Source organism: Curtobacterium sp. PhB130, assembly GCF_003755165.1.
GTDB lineage: Bacteria > Actinomycetota > Actinomycetes > Actinomycetales > Microbacteriaceae > Curtobacterium.
The window spans coordinates 1,157,206-1,179,345 of sequence record NZ_RKII01000006.1 but is presented as its reverse complement, the minus strand read 5'-3'; the positions used below and the strand labels follow the sequence as shown (position 1 = coordinate 1,179,345).

At 71.5% G+C, this 22,140-nt stretch carries 21 protein-coding genes; 14 read left to right on the top strand and 7 right to left on the bottom strand.

Annotated features, from left to right (window positions below; all coding sequences use genetic code 11):
• The first annotated feature begins 87 nt into the window (after window positions 1–87).
• The 4 genes from EDF24_RS05790 to EDF24_RS05775 all read left to right on the top strand — a co-directional run bounded on the left by EDF24_RS05790 (window position 88) and on the right by EDF24_RS05775 (window position 4,046).
• Entirely contained in the window at window positions 88–2,322 is a 2,235-nt protein-coding gene (locus EDF24_RS05790; protein ID WP_123701398.1) for an APC family permease, read from the top strand.
• A gap of 30 nt (window positions 2,323–2,352) precedes the next feature.
• On the top strand, window positions 2,353–3,117 hold the full coding sequence (locus tag EDF24_RS05785) for a hypothetical protein (RefSeq protein WP_123654394.1): 765 nt from the start codon (window positions 2,353–2,355) through the stop codon (window positions 3,115–3,117).
• 106 nt (window positions 3,118–3,223) lie between these two features.
• Window positions 3,224–3,499, top strand: a complete 276-nt coding sequence (locus EDF24_RS05780) for a DUF3072 domain-containing protein (RefSeq protein WP_123654395.1) — start codon at window positions 3,224–3,226, stop codon at window positions 3,497–3,499.
• A gap of 106 nt (window positions 3,500–3,605) precedes the next feature.
• Entirely contained in the window at window positions 3,606–4,046 is a 441-nt protein-coding gene (locus EDF24_RS05775) for a DoxX family protein (protein WP_123701397.1), read from the top strand.
• A gap of 46 nt (window positions 4,047–4,092) precedes the next feature.
• Here EDF24_RS05775 and EDF24_RS05770 read toward each other — a convergent pair whose 3' ends face one another.
• Complete coding sequence (locus tag EDF24_RS05770; protein ID WP_123701396.1) at window positions 4,093–5,205, bottom strand: NAD(P)-binding domain-containing protein; 1,113 nt, start codon at window positions 5,203–5,205, stop codon at window positions 4,093–4,095.
• A 162-nt stretch (window positions 5,206–5,367) separates the two neighbouring features.
• On the opposite strand from EDF24_RS05770, the gene EDF24_RS05765 reads away from it, so the two are divergent.
• On the top strand, window positions 5,368–5,592 hold the full coding sequence (locus EDF24_RS05765) for a DUF3073 domain-containing protein (RefSeq protein ID WP_123654398.1): 225 nt from the start codon (window positions 5,368–5,370) through the stop codon (window positions 5,590–5,592).
• A gap of 260 nt (window positions 5,593–5,852) precedes the next feature.
• Here EDF24_RS05765 and purM read toward each other — a convergent pair whose 3' ends face one another.
• The gene (purM, locus tag EDF24_RS05760) at window positions 5,853–6,947 is read right to left on the bottom strand and encodes a phosphoribosylformylglycinamidine cyclo-ligase (protein ID WP_123701395.1); all 1,095 of its coding nucleotides are present in this window, start codon (window positions 6,945–6,947) and stop codon (window positions 5,853–5,855) included.
• A 72-nt stretch (window positions 6,948–7,019) separates the two neighbouring features.
• Here purM and purF point away from each other — a divergent pair, with 72 nt between their 5' ends.
• Window positions 7,020–8,477, top strand: coding sequence for an amidophosphoribosyltransferase (gene purF, locus EDF24_RS05755; RefSeq protein WP_123654400.1), 1,458 nt, complete (start codon window positions 7,020–7,022; stop codon window positions 8,475–8,477).
• 86 nt (window positions 8,478–8,563) lie between these two features.
• Here the strand turns inward: purF and EDF24_RS05750 are convergent, their stop codons facing one another.
• Window positions 8,564–8,959, bottom strand: coding sequence for a hypothetical protein (locus EDF24_RS05750; protein WP_123654401.1), 396 nt, complete (start codon window positions 8,957–8,959; stop codon window positions 8,564–8,566).
• Between the two features lie 108 nt (window positions 8,960–9,067).
• On the opposite strand from EDF24_RS05750, the gene EDF24_RS05745 reads away from it, so the two are divergent.
• Complete coding sequence (locus EDF24_RS05745) at window positions 9,068–11,644, top strand: helix-turn-helix transcriptional regulator (RefSeq protein ID WP_123701394.1); 2,577 nt, start codon at window positions 9,068–9,070, stop codon at window positions 11,642–11,644.
• 324 nt (window positions 11,645–11,968) lie between these two features.
• Here the strand turns inward: EDF24_RS05745 and EDF24_RS05740 are convergent, their stop codons facing one another.
• Window positions 11,969–12,331: a sterol carrier family protein gene (locus EDF24_RS05740; RefSeq protein WP_123654403.1), complete on the bottom strand. Its 363-nt coding sequence runs from the start codon at window positions 12,329–12,331 to the stop codon at window positions 11,969–11,971.
• Between the two features lie 57 nt (window positions 12,332–12,388).
• On the opposite strand from EDF24_RS05740, the gene purD reads away from it, so the two are divergent.
• Together purD and EDF24_RS05730 are read left to right on the top strand one after the other, a co-directional pair.
• Window positions 12,389–13,657, top strand: coding sequence for a phosphoribosylamine--glycine ligase (purD, locus tag EDF24_RS05735; RefSeq protein WP_123701393.1), 1,269 nt, complete (start codon window positions 12,389–12,391; stop codon window positions 13,655–13,657).
• Window positions 13,654–14,535: a phosphoribosylaminoimidazolesuccinocarboxamide synthase gene (locus EDF24_RS05730; RefSeq protein ID WP_123701392.1), complete on the top strand. Its 882-nt coding sequence runs from the start codon at window positions 13,654–13,656 to the stop codon at window positions 14,533–14,535. The genes purD and EDF24_RS05730 overlap by 4 nt, the downstream gene beginning before the upstream one ends.
• A 312-nt stretch (window positions 14,536–14,847) precedes the next feature.
• Here EDF24_RS05730 and EDF24_RS05725 read toward each other — a convergent pair whose 3' ends face one another.
• Window positions 14,848–16,050, bottom strand: coding sequence for a PP2C family protein-serine/threonine phosphatase (locus tag EDF24_RS05725; protein ID WP_123701391.1), 1,203 nt, complete (start codon window positions 16,048–16,050; stop codon window positions 14,848–14,850).
• Between the two features lie 168 nt (window positions 16,051–16,218).
• On the opposite strand from EDF24_RS05725, the gene EDF24_RS05720 reads away from it, so the two are divergent.
• From EDF24_RS05720 to EDF24_RS05700, 5 genes are read left to right on the top strand one after another with little or no spacing between them, the layout of a single operon-like run.
• Window positions 16,219–17,127 (top strand): ABC transporter ATP-binding protein, encoded by a 909-nt coding sequence (locus tag EDF24_RS05720; RefSeq protein WP_123654407.1) that lies wholly within the window; start codon window positions 16,219–16,221, stop codon window positions 17,125–17,127.
• On the top strand, window positions 17,124–17,936 hold the full coding sequence (locus tag EDF24_RS05715) for an ABC transporter permease (protein WP_243698157.1): 813 nt from the start codon (window positions 17,124–17,126) through the stop codon (window positions 17,934–17,936). The genes EDF24_RS05720 and EDF24_RS05715 overlap by 4 nt, the downstream gene beginning before the upstream one ends.
• Before the next feature lie 53 nt (window positions 17,937–17,989).
• Window positions 17,990–19,264, top strand: coding sequence for a sensor histidine kinase (locus tag EDF24_RS05710; protein ID WP_123701390.1), 1,275 nt, complete (start codon window positions 17,990–17,992; stop codon window positions 19,262–19,264).
• Window positions 19,261–19,887: a response regulator transcription factor gene (locus EDF24_RS05705; protein WP_123654409.1), complete on the top strand. Its 627-nt coding sequence runs from the start codon at window positions 19,261–19,263 to the stop codon at window positions 19,885–19,887. Before EDF24_RS05710 ends, EDF24_RS05705 begins: the two co-directional genes overlap by 4 nt.
• 9 nt (window positions 19,888–19,896) lie before the next feature.
• On the top strand, window positions 19,897–20,217 hold the full coding sequence (locus EDF24_RS05700; protein ID WP_123701389.1) for a hypothetical protein: 321 nt from the start codon (window positions 19,897–19,899) through the stop codon (window positions 20,215–20,217).
• Window positions 20,218–20,223: 6 nt separating this feature from the next.
• Here EDF24_RS05700 and EDF24_RS05695 read toward each other — a convergent pair whose 3' ends face one another.
• Both EDF24_RS05695 and EDF24_RS05690 read right to left on the bottom strand, forming a co-directional pair.
• Complete coding sequence (locus EDF24_RS05695) at window positions 20,224–21,240, bottom strand: YhcG family protein (protein WP_123701388.1); 1,017 nt, start codon at window positions 21,238–21,240, stop codon at window positions 20,224–20,226.
• 63 nt (window positions 21,241–21,303) lie between these two features.
• Complete coding sequence (locus tag EDF24_RS05690; RefSeq protein WP_165931282.1) at window positions 21,304–22,131, bottom strand: AraC family transcriptional regulator; 828 nt, start codon at window positions 22,129–22,131, stop codon at window positions 21,304–21,306.
• Window positions 22,132–22,140: the final 9 nt, after the last annotated feature.

Sequence of the window (22,140 nt, the reverse complement as noted above, 5' to 3'; positions counted from 1 at the left end):
AATCTGGGAACCGGTCGACAGCACGTGACCCGGGGCGGAATACCCCGTCCCGCACTCGTGTTGACTCGCGCCCGGAACCGAGTAGGTTTGCCGCTCGTGACGAACGAGATCCGGTCGCTGAAGTCGCGACTGATCGGGGATCCCCTCCCCTCCGAGAAGCTCGAGGGACAGCTGCTCCCGAAGCACCTGGCACTCCCGATCTTCGCGAGCGACCCCCTCTCCTCGGTGGCCTACGCCCCGCAGGAGCTCCTCATGATCCTGCTGCTCGGCGGGATGTCGTTCCTGACCTTCGCGCCGTGGGTCGCCGCACTCGTCGTCCTGCTGCTCCTCGTCGTCGTCGCGTCGTACCGGCAGCTCATCAAGGCGTACCCGTCCGGCGGTGGCGACTACGAGGTCGCGCACCGGAACCTCGGCGAGAAGGCCGGCCTGGTCGTGGCGAGCGCGCTGCTCGTCGACTACGTGATGACCGTCGCCGTGTCGGTGGCGTCCGGCGTGGACAACATCATCTCGGCACTGCCGGTCCTCAACCAGTTCCGCGTCGAACTCGCACTGGTGTTCGTGGTGCTCCTCGCGGCGGCGAACCTCCGTGGCGTCCGGGAGTCCAGCAAGGCCTTCGCGATCCCGACCTACCTGTTCGTCGCGAGCGTCTTCGTGATGGTCGTCACCGGCCTCATCCGGGTGCTCGCCGGCAACGCCCCGGTCGCCGAGTCCGCGAACTACACGATCACGAACGTCGAGCACACCACGCAGGCGGCCTTCATCCTGCTGCTCCTCCGCGCCTTCGCATCCGGCTGTTCCGCGCTGACCGGTGTCGAAGCGATCGCGAACGGCGTGCAGGCCTTCCGCCGCCCGAAGATCAAGAACGCGCAGGCGACCCTGGTGGCGATGGGCGGCATCGCGATCGTCCTGTTCGTCGGGCTGATCACCCTCGCGCTGGTCTCCCGCGTGCACTACGCCGAACGCGCGTGCGACCTGCAGGGCTTCGCGAACTGCGCCACCACCCCGCAGCGCTCCCTGATCGCCCAGATCGCCGCGGCGACCTTCGGCGACAACTCGCTGCTCTTCTTCGTGATCCAGGCGACGACGGCGGCGGTCCTGCTCCTCGCGGCGAACACCGCGTTCAACGGGTTCCCGCTCCTCGGCTCGATCCTGGCGCGCGACTCCTACGCGCCGAAGGCCCTCTCGACCCGCGGCGACCGGCTGATCTACTCCAACGGCGTCATCGTGCTCGCGCTCGTCGCGGCCGCACTCCTGGTGGTCTACCGGGCGAACGTCACGAGCCTCATCCAGCTCTACATCATCGGCGTGTTCGTGTCGTTCACGCTCGGGCAGACCGGCATGGTCCGGCACTGGACCCGCCTGCTCCGCGAGGACCGGGCCGGCACCGCGGCCGAACCCGTCAACCGCGGCCAGGTGATGCGGTCCCGCGCGATCAACGCGACCGGCGCCACCTTCACGTTCGTCGTCCTCGTCATCGTCACCATCACGAAGTTCACGCACGGCGCCTGGCTGGTGTTCGTCATCATGCCGATCCTGTTCGTGCTGATGCTCGGCGTGAACCGCTACTACCGCGACGTCAAGCACGAGATCCAGGCCGACGTCGAGACCGAGTTCGGTGCGACCGGCGACCACGCGATCGTCCTCGTGAACAAGCTGCAGAAGCCGGTGCTCAAGGCACTCGACTACGCGATCGCCGCGAAGCACGCCGGACTCGAAGCGGTGCACGTCTCCATCGACGAAGCCGACGCGGAACTGCTCCGGCAGCAGTGGGCGGAGCACGGCATCGAGGTCCCGCTCACGATCGTCCCGAGCCCGTACCGCGACATCTCGATGCCCCTGATCAAGTACATCAAGGCGCACCGGATGCAGCACGGCTCCGAGGTCGTCACGGTCTACACACCGGTCTTCATCGTCGGCCACTGGTGGGAGGGCCTCCTCCACAACCACCGCGGCCGTCGGATCCGGAAGAAGCTGCTGCTCGTGCACGGTGTCACCGTCGCCCTCGTGCCGTGGCTGCTCGACTCGTCCGAGCTCCTCTACGGCCGCCGCTCGCGTCCGTTCCCGGGCCAGGACCGCCGCGGCGAGCCCGTCCGACCGGCGCTCCGCCGCTCGCCGAACGGCGTGTTCCGCAGCGAGGAGGAGGACCGCCTCCTCCGCTCGGCGCACCGCAACAGCCTCGCCGTGCAGCGCACCGGCGCACAGCCCCGCCGGGTGACCCGACCGGCCGGTCCCGCCGACGGCGTCGACCCGGCCCAGTGCACCGGCGAGCTGAAGGCCCTGGTGCCGGCGTCCCCGGGACGCACGCCGACGTCCGCGGAGTGATCCGGGCCTCCCGGCATACGATCTGAAGCCATGACCGACGTTCCCGACCTGCGCACCTACGCGACGTTCGACGGCCACGGCGGCAAGGTGTCCAAGCGCGTCGAGGTCCTCGACCATGCACCGCTCGACGAGCGGTACGCCGGCCTGGTCGCGGTCCGCGGCGAACACCCGCTCGGCGCGCTCGACGAACGCGCCGTCGACGACGACGCGGAACTCGCCCGCGGCGTCGCGAGCATCGGTTGGGTCGACCCGGCCACCCTCCGCGACTGGTACCGACCAGACCGGGTCGTCGTGCCGCTCATCGAGGCACGTCGCTCCGGCCTCGAAGCCGGGATCTACGCGGACACCCGCGGACGTGGTCGCGTCCAGATCGACGGCCTGGAGGCACACCTCGCCCCCGACGGTCGGCCCGCCTTCCGCGCACTGGCCGGCTCCGGGGCCGTCGACGCGCCGCTCCCGAAGGACCAGGTGGTCCGACTGGTCACCGTCACGGCCGATGCGACGACGACCTCCGGCGCAGCGGGCGTGGAGATCGTCACGACGCCGATCAGCCCGCTCCTCGCACCGGGGACGTACCCGGCGTACGCGGACGACGTGCCGGGCCTGCCGCCGCGCCCCGCGTCCGGGACCGTGCTGGTGAGCGCCTCGGTGCTCCTCGACGGGGTGCTGCTGCCGGTGGAGCGGCTCGACGAACCGGCGAACACGCTCTGGGTGACGCGCGACGGGCGGTCGGTGCCGCTCGCGGCGAACGAGGTCGGGCCGGACCTGGTCCGGTACACGGCGGTCCCGGGCTGACGGCGGTTCCGGGCGTCCCGTTCTGCCACGGGCGGCGGTTCCGGGCGTCCCCCGATCTGCGCCGGGCCTGATCTCGGTGTCGTGGGCCCGGCGTAGCGTCCACGGCATGAGTGATGCATCTGGTGAGACCCTCGGTGGCGCACGCCCCGACCCCTCGACCACCGCGAGCAAGGACCCCGAGCAGTGGGTCACCGGCGACGAGCCCATGACGGGCCCGCAGCGCAGCTACCTCGACACCCTCGCGCGCGAAGCCGGTGAGGAACTGCCCGCCGACCTCTCCAAGGCCGAGGCCTCGGAGCACATCGACCGCCTGCAGACGAAGACCGGACGGGGCACCCCGGACAGCACGGACACCTCCGGCACGATCGGGGCGACGTCCTGACGGGTCCGCTCTTGTGAGGACCCCGGGCTGGGCATGTCCTGGCGATACCCGGCGAGACCCCCGGACAGGGGTGATCGATGACACGTCAATCCCTACCGTCGTGGGCATGCGAACGACATCGACATCGATCGGCCTGACCGTGCTCCGCGTCGTCCTCGGGGTGGTGTTCATCGCCCACGGGGCGCAGAAGTTCGGGCAGGGCATCCCCGCCGTGGCCGACGGGTTCTCCGGGATGGGCGTCCCCCTCGCCGAGGTGGCGGCGCCGCTCGTGGCGGGACTCGAACTCGTCGGCGGGGTCCTGCTCGTCCTCGGTGTCGCGACGCGGATCGTGGGCGTGCTGCTCGCGGTCGACATGGTCGTCGCCGGGGTGCTCGCGCACTCCTCCGCGGGGTTCTTCTCGCAGGACGGCGGGTTCGAGTACGTGCTCGTGCTCGCCGCGGGTGCGCTCGCGGTGGCGCTCACCGGGCCCGGGCGGCTGTCGCTCGACGCGCTCGTGCTGCGGGCACGGCGGCGCCGACGCGGCGTGGCCGAGCCGCTGCCCGCGTAGCGCGGCGCCGCACGCTCCGCACGCGCGGCTCCCGCAGTGTGCGAGGTCAGGACGCGGCGAGCTCGTCCATCACCTGGCGCGCGATGAGCCGGCCGGCCCGGTTCGCGCCGATCGTCGAGGCCTGGGGACCGTACCCAGCGAGGAACAGCCGCGGCTCCTCCGCCGAACGACCGTCCGCGACCACCACGCCGCCCTTCGCCGTCCGCAGGTGCAGCGGCGCGAGGTGCCGGAGGTCCGCGCGGAACCCCGTCGCCCAGACGATCGCGTCGGCATGCACGTGCTCGCCGTCCGCGGTGACCACCCCGGACGGCTCGATGCGCGCGAACACCCGCTCGTCACGGAGCACCCCACGGTCGAGTCCCGCCCGGATCCGCCGGGAGACCGGGACGCCCGTCCCGCTGACGATGCTCGGCAGGACCTCACCGGCCCGGGCTGCCCGGTCCTGCTCGTCGACCGCAGCGACCGCGGACTCGAGGTCGAGCGCCGACGTGCCCGACCACGTCATCGGCCGTCGGGTGAACCACCGCGTGGACCGGGCGACGCCGTCGAGCTCGAGCAGGAAGCCGATCGCGCTCGTGCCACCGCCGACCACGACGACGTCCTGGTCCTGGAACTCCGCGGCGCTCCGGTACTCCGTCGTGTCGAGCTGTCGCCCGGCGAACGTGTCGCGTCCCGGGTACCACGGCACGAAGGGGGTGCCCCACGTGCCCGAGGCGTTGACGACCACCTCGGCGTGGATCCGGCCCTCGTGTCCGTCAGCGGTCCGGGTCGCCACGCAGAGCCCGCCGGTCGTCCGGGTGACACTCGTCACCGCGACCGGGCGGCGCACCCGGAGTCCGTAGTGCTCCTCGAACCGGCGGTAGTACGCGCCGACGACGTCCCGCGCGGGACGGGAGCGGTCGGCGTCCTCGAACGCGAGCCCCATCGCCCGCATCCCGGGCAGGTCGTGCACGCGGTGCGCCGACCCGAGCCGGAGCGCCTCCCACCGGAACTGCCAGGCGCCGCCCGTGCTCGGCGCCCGGTCGAGGACGACGAGGTCGGTGCCGGGCTCGAGGCCCAGTCGGCGCAGGTGGTAGGCCACGGAGAGACCCGCCTGCCCCGCACCGATCACGACCACCCGGGCGTGCTGGTCGTCGGTGGTCGGTGTCAGGTCCGTCATCACTTCCGATTCTGCTGGACGCGCACGGTCGGGGGCCATGTCCAGATAGGGGTACATGGTAGAGTGATCGGCAGATTTCCAACCACGAACCGTTCGGATTCTCCGGGTGATGACTCGTCTCCCGTAGCGCTGGACACGAGCCGACACACGAGGGGGTCACGCATGGGGCGCGGCCGTCAGAAGGCAAAGCACACCAAGGTCGCCCGGGAGCTGAAGTACTTCAGCCCGGAGACGAACTACGGTGCGCTCGAACGCGAGCTCTCCGCCGGGCACGACTCGGACGAGAACTCCTACGTCGACCGCTGGGCAGACCAATACGGACCTGACCAGTACGAGGAAGACGACGAGTTCGAGCCCCAGCAGGACCAGCAGAACAAGTCCGCCTGACTCGCGGATCCCGAACGCCGCGCACCCTTCCGGGAGCGCGGCGTTCGTGCGTGTCCGGCGCGTGCGCGGGCCTCTACGTCCGCATGAGTCGACACCGCACGAGTCGATCGACTTCGGCGGTGTCGATCCCTGCAGACGCATCCTCTGCGTCTGCAAGTTTCGACACGACACGAGTCGATCGACTCCAGCGATGTCGAAAGAGTCCTGCGGCAGCTGCGGCAGCGGGCAGCAGCGCGGCAGCGCCGCGAAGCGCCCGCGCCTCAGCCCGCGTACGCCCCGGTGAGCCGCACGGCTCCGCCGTCGACGCCCTTCGCGCCCTGCTCGAACCCGTCGAGGTCGCGCGCGGACATCGACACCGTCCCGACCGGCCACGACGCGAGCCCGGCCGACCCGAGTGATGCGATGACGTCGGACGCGGCGGCAGCGGACACCACGGCGAACATGCCGATGCCGAGGTTCCAGGTGCCCTCGGTGTCCTCGATCGGCGTCCCGGCCATGTCGGCGAGGACCCGGAACACGGGGAGGGGCTCCCACGTGGCACGGTCGACCTCGACCCAGGACCCGACGGGCAGCACGCGCGCCAGGTTCGCCGCGATGCCGCCACCGGTCACGTGGGACATCGAGTGCACGGCGCCGGGGTGGTCCGCCAGCAGGCCGAGCAGCGGCGTCGTGTAGAGCCGGGTCGGCTCGAGGAGCGCTTCGCCGACGAGCCCGCCGAGCTCCGGGAGTGAGTCCGTGTAGGCGACCCCGCGGGACGACAGGATGTGGCGGACGAGCGAGTACCCGTTCGAGTGCAGCCCGGAGGACGCGATCGCGACGACGACGTCCCCGTCGAGCACGCGCTCGGCGCCGAGCACCTCGGAGGCCTCGACCGCACCGACGGCTGCGCCGGCGACGTCGTAGTCGTCAGGACCGAGGAGCCCCGGGTGCTCGGCGGTCTCGCCACCGACCAGCGCGGTGCCGGTCAGCGCGCAGCCGCGGGCGATCCCGGCGACGATGTCCGCGATGCGGGACGGGACGACCCGGCCGCACGCGATGTAGTCCGTCATGAACATCGGCTTCGCGCCGACCACGACGATGTCGTCGACGACCATCCCGACGAGGTCCTGGCCGATGGTGTCGTGCTTGTCGATCGCCTGCGCGATGGCGACCTTCGTGCCGACGCCGTCGGTCGAGGTGGCGAGGAGCGGCCGTGAGAAGTCCTTCAGGAACGAGACGTCGTAGAGCCCCGCGAATCCGCCCACACCGCCCAGCACGGAGTCGTTGTGCGTCGCCGAGACGGCGGACTTCATGAGCTCGACGGCCAGATCACCGGCTGCGGTGTCGACCCCGGCCTCTGCGTACGGGTTGGGCATGCGGAGTCCTCCGTCGTGGCATGGCAGACTTGTTCGGTACCACCCGATTCTACGGTCTGGAGCACTCCGCGAATGTGCGGCATCGTCGGCCTCGTTGCGCAGGGGCCTGCAAACCAATCCATCTACGACGCTCTGCTCCTCCTGCAACACCGGGGACAGGACTCGACGGGCATCGCCACGGTCGAGGGTCACATCCACCACATGCACAAGACCCGTGGTCACGTGCGGGAGTCGTTCCGCACCCGTGACATGCGTGCCCTCCTCGGCACGATGGGGCTCGGGCACGTCCGGTACGCCACGAAGGGTGCCGCCAGCAACGAAGAGGAAGCCCAGCCGTTCTACGTGAACGCGCCCTACGGCATCGTCCTCGTCCACAACGGCAACCTGACGAACACGCGGGAACTGACGCGTGAACTCTTCGACATCGACCGTCGGCACCTCAACACGAGCTCGGACACCGAGCTCCTGGTGAACGTCCTGGCGCACGAGCTGCAGGGCCAGGTGCGCGGCAAGGACCTCGACCCCGGTCAGGTCTTCGACGCCGTCGAGCGCGTGCACCAGCGTGTCGAGGGCTCGTACGCCGCCATCGCGACGATCGCCGGGCACGGACTGCTCGCGTTCCGCGACCCGTTCGGCATCCGGCCGCTCATCCTCGGGCACAAGTTCGACGACGCCGGCAAGTCCGAGTGGGTCGTCGCGTCCGAGTCGCTCGTCCTGGAGTCCGGTGGCTACGACATCGTCCGCGACGTCGCCCCCGGTGAGGCGATCTTCGTCGAGATGGACGGCACGATGCACGCCCGGCAGTGCGCGGCGAACCCGCGCCTGGTGCCGTGCTCGTTCGAGTACGTCTACCTCGCACGCCCCGACTCCGTGATGAACGGCATCTCGGTGTACGACGCCCGTCTCCGCCTCGGCAACCGCCTGGCGGACACGATCGCGCAGTACGCCCCGACCGGTGACATCGACGTGGTCATGCCGATCCCCGACTCGAGCCGTCCCGCCGCGATGCAGGTCGCGCAGAAGCTCGGCATCGAGTACCGCGAGGGCTTCTACAAGAACCGCTACGTCGGCCGGACGTTCATCATGCCCGGGCAGGCGGAGCGGAAGCGCTCCGTGCGCCAGAAGCTCAACGCGATGTCGTCCGAGTTCAAGGGCAAGAACATCCTCATCGTCGACGACTCGATCGTGCGCGGCACGACGAGCAAGGAGATCGTGGAGATGGCCCGCGCCGCCGGAGCCAACGAGGTGACCTTCACGAGCGCCGCTCCCCCGGTCCGGTTCCCGCACGTCTACGGCATCAACATGCCGACGCGGCAGGAGCTCATCGCGCACGACCGGAAGATCCCGGAGATCAACCGCGTGCTCGGCAGCGACCACCTGATCTACCAGGAGATCGGCGACATGCGGGACGCCATCATCGAGGGCTCGGACGTCACCGACCTCGAGATGAGCTGCTTCACGGGTGAGTACGTCACCGGCACGGTGAGCCCGGAGTACCTGTCCTGGGTGGAAGCCAACCAGCTCAGCTGAGCGGGGGTCGCGAACGCGACGACCGAACGGACGGGAGGCACGGTGCCAGCTGGCACCGTGCCTCCCGTCGGTGGCTCTGGTCGCGGCTACCGCTGCTGGTCGCCGTGGTCCTCGATCTCACCGTCGACGGTCTCCGGGGGCATGTCCACCGCGACGCGCTCCGCGGTGAGGCGGGCCGCCCGGCGGGCGAAGACCCGGTCGAGGACGATCGCGACGACCGCGCCGACGAAGCCGCCGATCGCGACGCCCCACAGGCCGAAGTAGCCGACGAGGCCGCTGAAGCCGACGGTCTCGGTCTGGTCGCCGCGGTCCAGGTTCAGGGTGAGGGCGATCACGATGACCGTCACCACGAAGCCGAGGACTGCGCCGCCGACGATGAAGACCCCGAACTTCGGGGCGCGGCGGATGGTGACCTCGTCCGAGGAGGACACGGTGGCGGGCTCAGGAACCGGAGCGTCGTCGGGTCGATCGGTGTTGCTCACGACTCCATTGTCCCCCACTGTGGGACGTGCTCCGGCCTGCCCGTGGAGCCCGTTCCGAGGCAAGATGGACCGTACCGAGTGGTATCCCATGGGTGGAGGTGACGCTGGATGACCGGTTCGACCGCTGCCGACCCCCGCCGGCGCCCCGTCCCCGCTCGGATCGCCTGGCCGATCGTGCAGCGACGCGAAGAGGACCGCGCCGTGTCCGTCGTCGCGGAGCACCGCACCAGCGTCGCCCTCGTCGGAGCGCCCGGGCTCGGCAAGAGCACCGCCGCCGCCCGTGTCACCGACCGCGTCGCCGGGCGCGAGGGACCCGGCCGCCTGCTCGTCGTCCCGATCACCGCCGTCGCGACCGGGGCGTCGATGCCCTTCGGCGCCGTCTCCGAACGTCTCGGCGACCTGCCGGCCGAGGTCCTCGCCGACGCGGCCGGCGCGGAACAGCGCCTGCGTGAGGCCGCGGACGTGGTCGACCGTGACCTGCTGCTCCGCGTGGACGACGCCGACCACCTCGACGCGATCTCCGCCCGGTACGTCGCGTGGCTCGTCCGGTTCCAGGGGGCGCGACTCGTGCTCACCTGCCGGGACTTCACCGCGCTCGCCGAGCCGCTGCGGTCGCTGTGGCAGGACGACCTGCTCGAGCGGATAGACCTCGGACCGCTGGATCTCCAGGACACCGCCGCGTTGATCGGCGACGCGCTCGCAGCCCCGCTCGAGTCCGCCTCGGTGGAACGCGTGCACCGCGCGACCGAGGGCAACCCGCTGTACCTGCGGGAGGTGGTGCGGGCCGCGCTCGCGTCCGGGGCGCTCGAGCACACCGCGTCCGGCTGGTACTGGCGCGGTCGGATCACGGCGTCGAACAGCCTGGCGGACATGTACCGGACAGAGCTCGGGACGCTGCCGGAGGACCTCCGCGACGTCGTGGACATCGTGGCGCTGGCCGACCCGATCCCGTTGTCCCGGTTGCTCAGCCTGGTCGGCGGCGGGGACGTGGACCGCGTCGTGGCACTCGGACTCGTCCGCATCGACTCGCTCGCCGACGGCGCTCCGGTCGTCCGCCCCTCCCACCCGCTCGTCGGCGAAGTGGTGCGCTCCCTGGTCCCGGTCGCCCGGCGCACGACCCTGTTCGCGCGGGCCAACGCCTTCCGCACCGATCACCCAGCCGGCGCCGTCCCCGCGGCACGACTCCGCGCAGCGCTGTGGGCGCTCGAGTGCGGGGTGCTCCCACCCGTGCCGCAGCTCCTCGACGCCGCACACGTCGCGACCCGGTTGCAGGAGCTCGAGAGCGCGGTCGCCCTCAGCTCCGCCGTGCTCCGCGCCGAGCTGTCCCCGACCGAACGCGTCGCGGCGCTCTGCCTGCGGTCCCTCGCCCACGGCTACAGCAGCGGTCGCGAGGCCGGCCGCGCCGACGCCGAGGCCGCGTGGGAGATCGCCCGGACCCGCAGCGACGAGGTCGCGGACTCCGCGGTGGTCGAGGCCTGCGAGACCCTGGCGAACATCCGGCAGTTCCACGACGACGACCCCCTGGCCGCCGCCGCCCTGACCGACGTGGCGATGGGACTGGTGCGCGCCGACGCGGCCGAACGGCTCCGACTGCTCCGGCTCGCGCACCTCGGGTGGGGCGGCCGCTTCGACGAGATCCGCGCGGAGATCGACCGGACCGGCATCGTCGACGCACCGACCGTCCCGGTGTCGTTCCTCTGCGTCGCACCGTGCGCGGTGATGGCCCTCGCGACGGGCGGCCGGCTCGACGACGCGATGACGCTCGGGCGAGCGTCCCTGGCGACGGCGGCCGTGCACATCGAGGAAGCACCGTGGAGCGTCGGGGAGATCATCTCCGTCCTGCACCAGGTCCAGGTGTGGCGGGGTGAGATCGACGACCTCTTCACCGAGGTCTCGCTGAACCGGTCGAGCCCCTTCCTCAAGTACGACTTCACCCTCGAGCTGATCGGCGCCGGCAACCTGGCGCTCGGACAGCGCCGCTGGGACGACGCCATCGCCGCGTTCTCCGCCGCCTGCGAGCGGTACGCGGTGGCCGACCACGGCGGGTTCGGGGCGTACCCGTGGGCCCGGCTGGCGATGGCGCTGGCGTACGCCGGCCGTGCCGAGGAGGCCGGCGCGGCCCTCGAGCGCGCCCGGACGACCCCGCCACGCGCCATGCGCATCACCGGCGAACAGATCGCGACCACCATCTCCTGGACCGAGGCGGTGCTCGGCAACCCGGCCGGACTGCAGCACGCCGACGAGCTGATCGAGCGGGCGACCGCGAGCGGCGCGTGGACCCACGTCATGTACGCGCAGACGCTGCACTACGCGAACGACATGCTGAACGGGCAGGACACCACCGCGTCGCTCGACCGGATGCGGGACGCGGCCAGCCGGGTGGACGGGCCACTCGCCGGCGCGATCGTCGAGTACGCGGACGCGATCCGGGCGGGCGACCGCACCCGGACGATCGCGGCGCAGACGGTGCTGGCCGCGTGCGGGATGGCCGTCACGGCGGGGCGGGTGCGTCCCCCGCTCACCCGGCGCGAGTACGAGGTGGCCGGGCTCGCGGCGCAGGGGCTGTCGAACCGGCGCATCGCGGAACAGCTCGGGTTGTCGGTGCGGACCATCGACGCGCACCTGTCGCGGGTGTTCGCGAAGTGGGACCTGCACGCGCGGTCCGAGCTGAGCGCGCTGCTCTGAGTCGACCGCTCGGGGGGGCCGCGTCCGCTGACATTGCGGCTTTCGGACTTGCGGGTGCGATGAAATCGCAAATCCGTTGCGGAATGCAGCACGCCACGCCGAATGGTTGACACGTGACGCGGAACATCGCGTACGGTTGGGTCCGTCGCCGGGTTCGGACCCGTTCGGGTCGGGTCCGAATCCCGGCGGCTTCTACGCTACGGCCGTCGCCGTGGCCACCGCATCGGTAGGGCCTACCTAATTCGATCCCGGTCGGTACGCATCTGGTCGTGCCGCGTCGTGGCGGTCCCCGCGGTCGGTCGTGAAACGCTCGTCAAGTGCCCGTCAGGCGCTCGTCCGCACCGGCAGGAACGGTGCCAGGTCGGCCCGCGAACCGGAGGCGCTCACCGCCGCTGCCGTCGCCGCGTCATCCCAGCGCAGTGCCCCGGTGGCCAGTGCGATCCACGTCGTCGCGTCCGTCTCGATGACGTTCGGGGGCGTCCCGCGCGTGTGCCGTGGTCCGGGGACCGCCTGCACGGCGGCGAACGGTGGGACGCGCACCTCCACGGCGTTCCCGGGGACGTCCTCGGCCAGGCGCTGCAGCGTCCACCGGACGGCCGTCGCGACGCTCGGGCGGTCCGTCGCCCCCGCGACCACCGCCGCCAGTGCAGCGGCGCCTTCCGCGTCGTCGATCGTCCTGCCAGGCATGTCCACAGGCTAGCCGGTGCATCGCAGCGCGGGCCCCTGGCTCGGTAGGGTGATCTGGTGCGAATCCTCGTCCTCGGTTCCGGTGCCCGCGAGCACGCGATCATCACGGCGCTCCTCGCAGAGTCCGCCGGTCACGTCATCACGGCAGCGCCCGGCAACGCCGGCATCGCAGCCGACGTCGAGACGGTGTCGCTCGACCCCACGAACGGGCCGCTCGTGGCCGAGTACGCGATCGAGAACGACATCGAACTCGTCGTCATCGGGCCGGAAGCGCCGCTGATCGCCGGCGTCGCGGACCCGCTCCGCACCCGCGGCATCCCGGTGTTCGGTCCGAGCAAGGCCGCCGCTGCGCTCGAGGGGTCGAAGGCCTTCGCGAAGCGGATCATGTCCGAAGCGAACGTGCCGACCGGTCGCCCGGTGTACGCCGGCACCATCGACGAAGCCGTCGCCGCGATCGACGAGCTCGGCGCCCCCTACGTCGTCAAGGCCGACGGGCTCGCGGCGGGCAAGGGCGTCCTCGTGACCGAGGACCGCCAGGCAGCCGTCGACCACGCCACCTACTGGCTGCAGCACGGCCCCGTCGTGGTGGAGGAGTTCCTCGACGGCGAAGAAGTGTCGCTGTTCTTCCTCAGCGACGGTCACGACATAGCGCCGCTCAGCCCCGCGCAGGACTACAAGCGCCTCGGTGACGGCGATGCCGGCCCGAACACCGGCGGCATGGGCGCCTACTCGCCGCTCCCGTGGCTCGCCGACCGCTGGGGCTCCGAGGCCGCCTTCGTGGCCGAGGTCGCGGACCTCGTCGCACTGCCCACCGTCCGCCGTCTCGAGCACGAAGGCACGCCGTTCGTCGGCCTGCTCTACTGCGGCCTGATCGTCACCGAGCAGGGCGTGCGGGTCATCGAGTTCAACGCGCGCTTCGGCGACCCGGAGACGCAGGTCGTCCTCCCCCGCCTCGCCACCCCGCTGAGCGAGCTCCTCCTCGCAGCCGCGTCAGGGCAGCTCGGCAGCCACCCGGCGCCCGTGTTCCACGACGACGCCGCCGTGACCGTCGTCCTCGCGAGCGAGGGCTACCCGGAGAACCCGAAGACCGGCCGCGTGATCACCGGCATCGACGCCGCGAACGCCCGTGACGGCGTCTCGGTGCTGCACGCCGCCACCGGGCTCCTCGACGGCAAGCTCGTCGCGACCGGCGGCCGGGTGCTCAGCGTGGTCGCCACCGGCGCCGACTTCACCGAAGCGCGGGACCGCGCGTACGCCGGTCTCCACGACATCACCCTGCAGGGCTCGCAGTCCCGCACCGACATCGCCGCGAAGGTCACCCGATGAGCGCAGCAGCACCCCGGGTCGACGGATGGAAGCACGTCTCCTCCGGCAAGGTCCGTGAACTCTACGTCCCCGCCGACACCGCGAACGTGGCCGGCGCGACCGAGCTCCTCCTCGTCGCGTCCGACCGGGTCAGCGCCTACGACTTCGCCCTCGAACCGCCGATCCCGGGCAAGGGTGAACTCCTCACCCGCCTGTCCCGCTTCTGGTTCACGCAGCTCGGCGACGTCCCGAACCACCTGCTCGGCCCGACGGGCACGAGCACACCGGTGCCGGCGGACATCGCGAGCCGCTCGATGCACGTGATGCCGCTCCGGATGTTCCCCATCGAGTGCGTCGTCCGCGGGTACCTCGTCGGCAGCGGCTGGGCCGAGTACCAGGAGTCCGGCAGCGTCTGCGGTGTCGCGCTCCCCGAGGGGCTCGCCAACGGCGACCGGCTGCCCGAGCCGATCTACACGCCGGCGTACAAGGCGCCGCAGGGCGAGCACGACGAGAACATCTCGTTCGAGCGCACGGAAGAACTCGTCGGGCCCGAGATCGCGGCGCAGCTCCGCGACCTGTCGCTGCACGTCTACTCCGAGGCGGCGGCCATCGCCCTGCAGCGCGGGGTCATCATCGCCGACACGAAGTTCGAGTTCGGGCACGACACCTCCGGGCAGATCCGCATCGGGGACGAAGTCCTGACGAGCGACTCCAGCCGGTACTGGGACGCCACCTCGTACGACCAGGGCAACCGGACCGACTCGTTCGACAAGCAGATCGTGCGGAACTGGCTCAGCGACCACTGGGACAAGCAGGGCGTGCCGCCGGTGCTCCCCGACGAGATCGTCGAGCGCACGGCCGCCCGCTACCGCGAGCTCATCGAGCGCCTGGGCGCGTAGCGCGCTCGCTCGCCCCCCTCTGCGAAGGTGGTCGATTCGCGCGTCGGTGGTCAGTTCTCCCGACCGCCGACGCGCGTTTCCGCTTTCCATGGCGCGCGTTGTGAGTCAGAACGCACCGCTTGGAGGCACGGTGCCACACCGCCGGACCGGCACCGGGCCTCCAGGCGGTCCCGTCCGGTCGCCGCGACCACCGCGCGTCGCTGAGATCGCAGTTGGTGTCGCCTATTCGGCGCAGGTTCGACACGAAGTGCGACCTCACCGAGACTGCGGGCGCGCGACGCGACGCGACGCGCGCGCGCGACGCGCGCGCACTCAGGCGTCGCGCGCGACGACGACGACCGTCAGGTCGTCCCCCGGGTCGTGGGACGCCGCGCGGGCCCGGATGCGCTCCAGGAACACCGCGGCGTCCGCCGACTTCCGGTACAGCCCGCCGAGCCGGGAAAGCGACGCGAGCGTGGAGTCCCACAGCTCGAGCGCGCCGTCGCTCACCAGGATCAGGGTGTCCCCCGGCTCGAGCAGCAGGGACCCGGCGGTGCGGGACAGCCCCGTCGGGTGCAGTCCGAGCGGCAGGTCGAACGAGCGGTGGATGGTCTCGGTGCCGTCGGTGTGCAGCTGCAGGACGAGGCCGTGCCCGGCGTCGACGAAGTCCACGCGACCCGTCGCCGGAGAGAGCACCCCGTGGAACAGCGTGGCGAAGGACTCGGCGCGGCTGAGCTCCGGGGCGACCTGGGCCTCGAGCGCGGTGACGGCTGCGTCCGCCGGGGACGTGGCGTGTGCGAGCAGCGCGCCGCGGATGTTCGCCGCGAGGAGCCCCGCCGACATCCCCTTCCCCATCACGTCGGAGACGGTGACGTGGAGTCCCCGGTCGGACACGTGCCAGTCGTGGAAGTCACCCGACACGACACCGTGCGGGACGGACATCCCGGTGACGCGGTAGCCGGGCACGTCGACGGCTCCGGGTTCGAGGCCGGCGAGCACCGAACGCAACCGGTCCTCGTCGGCGCCGGCCGCGAGCTCCCGCGCAGCCCAGGTGCCGAGCTCCTCGAGCAGGGCGACGTCGTCGGGTTCGAGCGTCCGCGGGGTCGGGTCGATGAGACAGAGCGTGCCGACCTTGACGTCCTCCGACCCGACGTGCAGCGGCACCCCGGCGTAGAACCGCACGTTCGGGTCGCCGGTGACCATCGGCAGGTCGCGGAAGCGTGCGTCGATCTGCGCGTCCGGCACGAGCACCGGCCCGGTGCTCGCGAGCGTCCGCCCGCAGAAGGTGTCCTGCAGCGGGATGACCGGCTCGAAGACCCTGGCGCTCTGCTGCGACTTGATGACCAGGTGGTCGTCGCCCGCCAGGTTGAGGAACGAGCCGGAGACACCGAACGCCTCTCGCGCGATGCGGGTGATCCGGTCGAAGCGTTCCTCCGCGCCACCCTCGACGACGTCGAGCGCGGCGAGCAGTGCCGCGCGCCGGACCGCGTCGGTCTGGGGTGTCGACGGCACTGTCGTCGCGGTCTCGGCTGTCATGGCTCCACGCTAACGCGCTAACCGGACAGGTCCTGTCCCCACATCGGAGGACCAGCGCCCCCAGTAGACGGGCCATTCCGCCGTGGACGGCCACCGTGACAGAAGTCACGGGAGATCCGTGACGGCTGCCCCATGGGCGAGTCGCGCCCGCCCCGGATGCTGGAGGACATGAACCCAGCACCCGTGATCCAGCTCAGCGGTCTCCGGAAGCGCTTCGGCCCGGTGACCGCGGTCGACGGTGTCGACCTCACCATCCGCACCGGCGAGGTGGTCGCCCTGCTCGGCCCGAACGGGGCTGGGAAGACCACGACGGTCGACCTCGCGCTCGGGCTGTCCTCCCCCACCGAGGGCACGGTGCGCCTGTTCGGCGACGACCCGCGCCGTGCGGTGATCGACGGCCGCGTCGGCGCGATGCTCCAGGGCGGCGCGCTGCTGCCCGACATGACGGTCCGGGAGGCGGTCGCCCTCGTCGGCGCCGCGCACCGGAGCCCGATGCCGATCGACGAGGCCCTCCGCCGCGCACGCTGCACCGAGATCGCCGGCCGCCGGGTGAACAAGCTCTCCGGCGGGCAGCTGCAGCGGGCACGCTTCGCGGTCGCCGTGGTCTCCGACCCGGACCTGCTGGTCCTCGACGAGCCGACCGCCGCGATGGACGTCGAGGCCCGACACACGTTCTGGTCCTCGATGCGGGAGTTCACCGACGCCGGCCGCACGGTCGTCTTCGCCACGCACTACCTCGACGAGGCCGACACCTTCGCGGACCGCATCGTCATCCTGCGCTCCGGTCGCGTCGTCGCCGACGGCACCCCCGCCGAGATCAAGGCGATCGCCGCGACGCGGACGATCCGGTTCGGCGGGGTCCCCGAGACCGCGCACGACGCGCTCCTGGCACTGCCCGGCACGGTCGGCCTGGAGGCGCGGCACGGCTCCGTCACGCTCCGCACCGACAGCTCGGACGTCACGCTCAGGGCCCTCCTCGCCTCGTTCCCGGAGGCGCACGACATCGAGGTGGTCGCCTCCACGATGGACGACGCCTTCCTCGCACTCACCCGTGACCCGATCGGAGTCCCCGCATGACCACCACGACCTCCGCGGCCGCCGTCGCCGCGCCCCTGTCCGTCCCCGCCGGCCGCGGCGGCCGGATGCCCGTCCGCTACGTGCTCCTCGAGACCAAGCGTCAGCTCCGGAACGTCCGGGCGATGGTGTTCACCTTCGCCGTGCCGGTCGTGATGCTCCTCGTCTTCGGCGCCGCGTACGGCGCCGAGCACGACCCGACCACGGGGCTGCCCTACCTCGTCGTCACCACGCTGCAGATGGCGTCGTACGGCGCGATGATGGCGGCGCTCAGCCAGGCGTTCGCGATCGTCAACGAGCGCTCGATCGGCTGGAACCGGCAGCTCCGGGTCACGCCGCTCTCCGGATGGGGCTTCCTGGTGTCGAAGGTCATCGCCGCGATGGCCTTCTCCGCGATGTCGATCGCGGTGACGATCCTGGTGTCCGTCCTGGCGCTGCACGCGTCGCTCAGCCCGATGCACTGGCTCGCGGCGGCGTTCGGCATCTGGTGCGGGGTCGTGCCCTTCGCGCTCATCGCCATCCTGATCGGGCAGTTCGCGAAGCCGTCCTTCGCGCAGCCCCTCTTCATGGTCGTGTTCATGGGGCTCGCCATCCTCGGCGGGCTCTGGGTGCCGCTGTCGATCATGCCCGCGTGGATGGGGAGCATCGCGCACCTGCTGCCCTCGTACTGGCTGAACCGGATCGGGCAGATGGGTGCCGGCGCGACCGGGACGAGCGGCATGCTCGACCCCGCGCTGGTCCTCACCGGCTGGGCGATCGTGCTCGGCGCCGTGATCATGTGGCGCTACCGTCGCGACGCCGCGCGGCAGTGAGCCACTCCACCGGCGCGCGCACGACCGGTGCTGACGGCCCTAGCCTTGCGTCCATGGACGAGGTGACGAGCGTGGCGGGCCCGAGCCGGGCCTCCCGTCAGGGGCCACGCTCGTTCCCGTGGGCCGCTCCGCCCAGCAGCGACGCGGCGGAGATCGCGCACGCACGTCGACGCTGGTACGGCGGAGCGGTCTTCGGGCTGCTGTGGCAGGTGCTGCTCATCGTGGCGCTGTGGACCGACGGCCGCTCGCTGACGGACCACGTCGTCGCGACCGTCACGCTGACGCTCGTCTACGCGTTCTACCTGGTCGCGCCGGAACTGATGTGGCGGCGGGGGCTGACCGGACGCACCGTCGTCGTCGGCTTCTACGCCCTCTGCTCGGCGCTCCTGCTCGTCGTCGTCGGCCCCCTGGCGGTGTGGTCCTGGCCGCTCCTCGTGGCGCTCTCCGGGTTCGTCGCCGCCCGGTTCTGGGTCGCCCTCGTCGTCGTCGTGCTCACCGTGCTCGGCGAACTCGTCGTCGCAGCGGTCATGGGCTGGTCGAACGCGGCGGACCTGGGGATCCTGTTCGCTCCCGTCATCACCGTCTCCGTCGGTGCGTCGATGCTCTTCTTCGGCCGACAACGCGACGCCGAGCAGCGACTCGGCGTCGCCCAGGACGAGATCACCCGGCTGGCAGTGGTCGAGGAGCGCGCCCGCTTCTCCCGCGACCTGCACGACGTGCTCGGCCACTCCCTGACCGTGGTCGCGATGAAGTCCGAACTCGCGGCGCGCCTGGTGGAGGTCGACCCGGCCCGGGCCAAGGCCGAGATGCAGGACGTCGAACGGCTCTCCCGCGAGGCACTGCAGGGACTCCGGCAGGCGGTCAGCGGGTACCGGGAGGCCGACCTGTCCGCGGAGCTCGTGTCGGCACGGGCTGCACTGTCCGCGGCGTCGATCGACGCGGACCTGCCCGTGTCGGGCGACGTCGCCGCGACGGACGTGCGGAGCCTGTTCGCGTGGGTGCTCCGCGAGGGCGTGACGAACGTCGTGCGGCACGCTGCGGCGTCGGCGGTGCGGATCACGCTGACGCGGACGTCGTTGACGGTGGAGGACGACGGGACCGGGGTGCTCGGTGCCGGTGGTGCTGGCGCTGCCGGTGCCGGTGCCGGTGTCGGTGGTGCTGGCGCTGCCGGCCCTGCCGGTGGTCCTGGCGTCCGGGGCGGGGACACACTCGGGGGGAACGGGCTCCGTGGACTCCGTGAGCGGGCCGACGCCGTCGGTGCGACGCTCGTCACGGGCACGAGCGACCTCGGCGGCTTCCTGCTCCGGGTGGAACGAGGGAGACGATGACCGACACGATCCGGGTGCTGCTCGCCGACGACCAGGCGCTGGTCCGCGGGGCGCTCGCGTCCCTGCTGTCCCTCGAACCCGACATCGAGGTCGTCGCGCAGGTGGCGAGGGGCGACCTGGTCCTCGACGCCGCCCGCGAGTCCGGTGCCACCGTCGCGCTGCTCGACGTCGAGATGCCCGGCGCCGACGGGCTCACCGCAGCAGCCCAGCTCGCCGCGTCGCTGCCGTCCTGCCGCTCCCTGATCGTGACGACGTTCGGCCGCCCCGGGTACCTCCGGCGAGCGCTCGAGTCCGGCGCCGCCGGGTTCGTCGTGAAGGACACGCCCGCCGAACAGCTCGCCGACGCCGTCCGTCGGGTCGCCGGGGGCTTCCGCGTCGTCGACCCGGTCCTCGCCGCCGAGTCGCTCGCCGCAGGCCCGTCCCCGCTCACGCCACGGGAGACCGACGCGCTCATCGCGTTCCGGACCGCGCCCACCGTCGCCGGGGTCGCCGCAGCGCTGCACCTGTCCGAGGGCACCGTGCGGAACCACCTGTCCGCGGCGATCGGGAAGACCGCCGCGAGGAACGCCACCGAGGCGCTGCGCGTGGCCGCCGACAACGGGTGGCTGCTCGGTTCCGCGTAGGCTTGGCGGGTGCTCCGTCGTCTCCCCACTGCCCTCGTCCTCGGTCTCGCCGCGGGCCTGGTCCTGACCGGGTGCGGTGCACAGGACTCCACCGGACGGATCTCGATCACCGTCTCCGCGAACGAAGCCGAGCACGGCTACCTGGTCGAGGTCCTCGTCCCGAACGGTCGGGCCGCGGCGCACCAGAAGGCGTTCCCCGGCGACACCCTGAACTTCGCGGGCATCGCCGTCGGCAAGGTCACCGTGCGCGCCGACGGCCTGTGCGCGAAGACCGCGACGATCGCGAGCGGCGAGGTCACCGACGTGACGCTGACGTCCAGCGGCTGCTGACCCGACTCAGTCACCGACACTCGCAGCCAACAAGCCCTCCAGTTCATGTTCTGAGGGCAGCGCGCCCCGTACGTCCTCCGGCAGCAGATCGTAGGTCGCGACGCCCACCGGGCTCTGGTGCGCTCCGAGGGAGTACCGCACGGTGGACTCGCTCTTGCCGGCGACGAGCAGGAGACCGACGGTCTCGGCGTGCGTGGACCGACGAAGACGATCGTCGACGACCGCGACGTAGAAGGACAACTGGCCCAGTTGCTCCGGTCGGAACTTCCCCGTCTTCAACTCGATCACGACGTAGCGCAGCTGGTCCACGTGGAAGAACAGCAGGTCCACGAAGAAGTCGTCCCCACCCACGTCGAAGTGCACCTGCCGCCCGACGAACGCGAATCCGTTGCCGAGTTCCCGGAGGGTGCCGGAGATACGGTCGACGAGCCGCTGCTCGAGCGCGCGTTCACCGCTGTCCCCGTCGAGAGCGAGGAAGTCGAGGACGTAGGGGTCCTTCGTGATCTGCTTCGCGAGGTCGGAGGCCCCGGGCGCGAGTGCACGCTCGAAGTTCGTCGGTGCGCCCTCGAACCGTTCGTGCGCGTTCGTCCTGATGTGGTGTTCCAGGACGCTTCGTGACCACCCGTGGTGAACCGCACGCTCGGCGTACCAGTCACGTCGTGACCGATCGTCGAAGCGACTCAACAGCACGGTGATGTGGCCCCACGGTAATCGTGCAACAGGCTGTTGCAGATCCTCAGGGTCCTGCAACGCCCTCGCGAACGCGCGCATGTACGCCAGGTTGCGCGGCGAGAATCCCTTCATGGACGGAAACGCGGTTCGCAGATCGGCTGCCAGACGAGCGACGACACCCGACCCCCACCCCGACCGCCGCTGGCGATCGAGGATGATCGCGCCGATGCGCCAGTAGAGCCGGACGAGCTCGGTGTTCACGCGCCGCTGGGCGGTGAACCGTGCGCTGCGCACCTGCTCCTTCAGCAGGTCGAGCGTCTGGACGTAATCTCTCGGAACGGGGTCTCCCATGCCGGCGACGCTAGGTCCGCGGGCATCCGCAGACGAAACATGTTGTATTCACACCCGCCCGGGTCAGGCGCCGCCAGTCCGCGCCAGCGTCTCGTTCGGGCTCTCCCCGAACCGCCGGCGGTACGCGGCGGCGAAGCGCCCGAGGTGCGCGAACTGCCACCGCCCGGCGACCTCCCGCACCGTGACGACGCCACGACGGCGCACCTGCAGCTCGAGGTGCACCCGGTCGAGCCGGACCTCCCTGAGGTACTGCATCGGCGTGACGTCGAGCGTCCGGCGGAACAGGTCCTGCACCCCGCGCTCACTCAGGCCCGCTGCATCGCCGATGTCGCCGACGGTGACGTCGTGCGCGGCGTGTTCGTGCACGAACCGCACCACGCGACGCAACCGGTTCTCGACGTCCGAGCGTGACCGGGTGAACGTCGACAGGACGACCTTCGCCACCCGGCGGTTCACGGCCCGCCGGTCGGCGTCCGGCAGTCCCGGGTCGAGGATCTGCGTGGTGACCTCGCGGAGCAGCGTCCGGAGCGGCTCGAGCCGGATGTCGCCGGCGACGGGTTGGACGAACTCCCACGGGTCCGTCCCGGCGTCCGCCCGAGCCGCGACGGTGTGCAGGAACGACGGCGACAGGTGCAGCAGTGTCATCCGGGTGGCATCGGTCTCGAAGGCGTACGCGACCGGGGCGGAGAGCATCACCGGCCGCCCTGCCTCGACCTCCCAGCGCTCGCCCGTGTCCGCGGTGACGACCGCTCGACCGTCGGACAGCCAGAACAGCACGTGGTCCGGTCGGGGGCCGATCGTGCCGGCCTGCGGGCCGTTCGTGCCGATCCGCCGCAGACGGACGTCGTCGTCACCCCCGGTGACGTACTCGAACGGCGGTGTCTCGGCCACGCGACACGG

Excerpts from the sequence above, each read along its gene's own strand:
- EDF24_RS05765 (WP_123654398.1), top strand. The coding sequence starts at position 5,368 with ATGGGGCGCGGCCGTCAGAAGGCAAAGCACACCAAGGTCGCCCGGGAG.
- EDF24_RS05725 (WP_123701391.1), bottom strand. The coding sequence starts at position 16,050 with ATGACAGCCGAGACCGCGACGACAGTGCCGTCGACACCCCAGACCGAC.
- EDF24_RS05775 (WP_123701397.1), top strand. The coding sequence starts at position 3,606 with ATGCGAACGACATCGACATCGATCGGCCTGACCGTGCTCCGCGTCGTC.
- EDF24_RS05745 (WP_123701394.1), top strand. The coding sequence starts at position 9,068 with ATGACCGGTTCGACCGCTGCCGACCCCCGCCGGCGCCCCGTCCCCGCT.
- EDF24_RS05695 (WP_123701388.1), bottom strand. The coding sequence starts at position 21,240 with ATGGGAGACCCCGTTCCGAGAGATTACGTCCAGACGCTCGACCTGCTG.
- EDF24_RS05705 (WP_123654409.1), top strand. The coding sequence starts at position 19,261 with ATGACCGACACGATCCGGGTGCTGCTCGCCGACGACCAGGCGCTGGTC.
- EDF24_RS05770 (WP_123701396.1), bottom strand. The coding sequence starts at position 5,205 with ATGACGGACCTGACACCGACCACCGACGACCAGCACGCCCGGGTGGTC.
- EDF24_RS05785 (WP_123654394.1), top strand. The coding sequence starts at position 2,353 with ATGACCGACGTTCCCGACCTGCGCACCTACGCGACGTTCGACGGCCAC.
- EDF24_RS05780 (WP_123654395.1), top strand. The coding sequence starts at position 3,224 with ATGAGTGATGCATCTGGTGAGACCCTCGGTGGCGCACGCCCCGACCCC.
- purF (WP_123654400.1), top strand. The coding sequence starts at position 7,020 with ATGTGCGGCATCGTCGGCCTCGTTGCGCAGGGGCCTGCAAACCAATCC.
- EDF24_RS05710 (WP_123701390.1), top strand. The coding sequence starts at position 17,990 with ATGGACGAGGTGACGAGCGTGGCGGGCCCGAGCCGGGCCTCCCGTCAG.
- purM (WP_123701395.1), bottom strand. The coding sequence starts at position 6,947 with ATGCCCAACCCGTACGCAGAGGCCGGGGTCGACACCGCAGCCGGTGAT.
- EDF24_RS05715 (WP_243698157.1), top strand. The coding sequence starts at position 17,124 with ATGACCACCACGACCTCCGCGGCCGCCGTCGCCGCGCCCCTGTCCGTC.
- EDF24_RS05740 (WP_123654403.1), bottom strand. The coding sequence starts at position 12,331 with ATGCCTGGCAGGACGATCGACGACGCGGAAGGCGCCGCTGCACTGGCG.
- EDF24_RS05720 (WP_123654407.1), top strand. The coding sequence starts at position 16,219 with ATGAACCCAGCACCCGTGATCCAGCTCAGCGGTCTCCGGAAGCGCTTC.
- EDF24_RS05730 (WP_123701392.1), top strand. The coding sequence starts at position 13,654 with ATGAGCGCAGCAGCACCCCGGGTCGACGGATGGAAGCACGTCTCCTCC.